Source organism: Wolbachia endosymbiont of Cylisticus convexus, from assembly GCF_003344345.1.
The window spans coordinates 1-1,917 of sequence record NZ_QPIP01000204.1 but is presented as its reverse complement, the minus strand read 5'-3'; the positions used below and the strand labels follow the sequence as shown (position 1 = coordinate 1,917).

General features: G+C 33.6%; 5 protein-coding genes. 3 read left to right on the top strand and 2 right to left on the bottom strand.

The features are described 5' to 3' along the window. Positions 1–59: 59 nt before the first annotated feature. Complete coding sequence (locus Wcon_RS10435; RefSeq protein WP_114516948.1) at positions 60–542, bottom strand: hypothetical protein; 483 nt, start codon at positions 540–542, stop codon at positions 60–62. 8 nt (positions 543–550) lie between these two features. Beyond that, entirely contained in the window at positions 551–793 is a 243-nt protein-coding gene (locus Wcon_RS10430; protein ID WP_114516947.1) for a hypothetical protein, read from the bottom strand. A 192-nt stretch (positions 794–985) separates the two neighbouring features. Between Wcon_RS10430 and Wcon_RS11515 the strand changes: the two genes are divergently transcribed. The 3 genes from Wcon_RS11515 to Wcon_RS12910 all read left to right on the top strand — a co-directional run. Further along, entirely contained in the window at positions 986–1,354 is a 369-nt protein-coding gene (locus tag Wcon_RS11515; protein ID WP_179947524.1) for a reverse transcriptase domain-containing protein, read from the top strand. Further along, positions 1,327–1,707 carry a group II intron reverse transcriptase/maturase gene (locus tag Wcon_RS11510; RefSeq protein ID WP_237350120.1) on the top strand — a complete coding sequence of 127 codons (381 nt, stop codon included), beginning with the start codon at positions 1,327–1,329 and terminating at the stop codon, positions 1,705–1,707. The genes Wcon_RS11515 and Wcon_RS11510 overlap by 28 nt, the downstream gene beginning before the upstream one ends. Before the next feature lie 137 nt (positions 1,708–1,844). Continuing rightward, on the top strand, positions 1,845–1,917 hold a 73-nt coding region (locus Wcon_RS12910; protein ID WP_338062152.1), incomplete at its 3' end, for a hypothetical protein.

The window sequence follows — 1,917 nt, the reverse complement described above, 5'->3', positions numbered from 1 at the left end:
CATAAGCCGGTATTTCAAATAAGTTGGTCAAAAACCATATTTCATCTTCTGTTCTATTTTTAATTTTTATTAGTCGTACTTGCTATTGCTCTGCTTCCGCTGTAAAGATTCACTATATTATCTTCCAAAATTTCCGATCCATCTGGTTGTTGTTTTTGCGTAATTTCATTCTCTCTTATAACGCAGTACCTTCTTTTTAAGTATGTTCTTGTGATAAATTTGTATTCCTTTTTGTCAAACTCAGTGAAAGTTGCAACTTTTGCAATCCTTCTATCAAACAATAAAATATCCTCTTTTTTAACTTTAGCTTCATTAATTGCTCTAACCAGCGCTATATCTTCGCTACTTTCTTCTTGCCCTTGACAAAATCTTATACTCGTCGGTAATTGGCCTTTTAATCCAACGCTTACTTTGACTTGACTGTCATTGCTTTTACCACCTATTTTTAACCCATCTTTTATAAGGTACCCTGATAAATTTATAATTGTTGAATCGAATCTATGTAAGTTATGTGACGTTTTTCTGGGCAATAATTTTTCCACTTTGTTTATTAAATCGATATATACACCTTTAAAATAATCAGAACTTTTAACCTTTTCGATAAGCCACTGTATGTAACTGTACTTTTATCATCATTTTTATCTATCACACACCTATTTATTACCATTTCTAGTGCTCTTAAGCTTGTTTTCTGACCCATTAATATTAGCTTCATTAAGCCTTTAAATATTATTTTACCAACTAACTTAGTATTACATTTATCTACCTCTGTTGATTTTCCTAGTCTTTCCAAATCCTCGTCTTTTAGTTAAGTTTAGTATTCTTTCTATTTGATCCATTATTGCCTCCATTTTTCTTTAATAATAGCTCTTTTATCTTCTTCTTATGACACTTTCAACACTTATGGGAGTAGGGGCCCTCCCTCATCTACTGCGTAGCTTTTGTTTCTACGGCACACACAAATCCAAAATATTTAAGGTTAACCATGCAAGTATCGATGATGAGAAAACAAGGGAACTGGGATCAAGCAAAACAACTGCGTCAATTAGTGCAGAGTATGCCATCTAAGGATTCTTGCGATCCAAATTATCGACGTCTTTGGTATGTTAGGTATGCTGATGATATTCTGGTAGGGTTTGCAGGACCAAAAAATGAAGCTGAACAAATTAAAAATGAGATTGCTAAATTCCTCAATGAGGAGCTCAAACTTATGCTTAATGAAGATAAAACGCTTATTACACACGCATGTGATAGCAAAGCCAATTTTTTGGGTTATGAAATACACGTCTTGCATGCAGATGATAAACATGATCATCGGACACAACGATGGGTAGTATTGGATCACATCATATAAAGCAGAAAAAGTGTATGCGTTGTGGAAAGCCTATACATTTACCTCAACGTATATTTGATACAGCTTACAGTATTGTTGCTCAGTATCAAACTGAATATCGAGGAATTGTACAATATTACAAAATGGCCTACAACCTTCACACACTAAGTTATTTGAAGTATGTGATGGAAGTATCATTAGTAAAGACTTTAGCATCTAAATACAAAACAACTTGCAGGAAAATTTATAGAAAATTTGGTGCGATGATTGAAAACGATGAAGGTGAAAAACGAAAAGTCATCCAAATCAGAGTAGATCGTTTACCATCAAAGATACCATTAATTACACACTTTGGTGCTGTATCACTAAAATGAAATAAATGGGTAAGCATAAGTGATAACCTTATACCAATATGGAATAAGCGTAGTGAAATAGAGCAAAGACTATTGGCACAAACTTATGTAAATCACAAGAGCAGATTGAAGTACATCACGTACGTAAACTTGCTGATTTGCTAGGTAAACGTAATACTGAGCTACCGAAATGGAAAAAGAGAATGATTGAACGACAGAGGAAGACTCTTG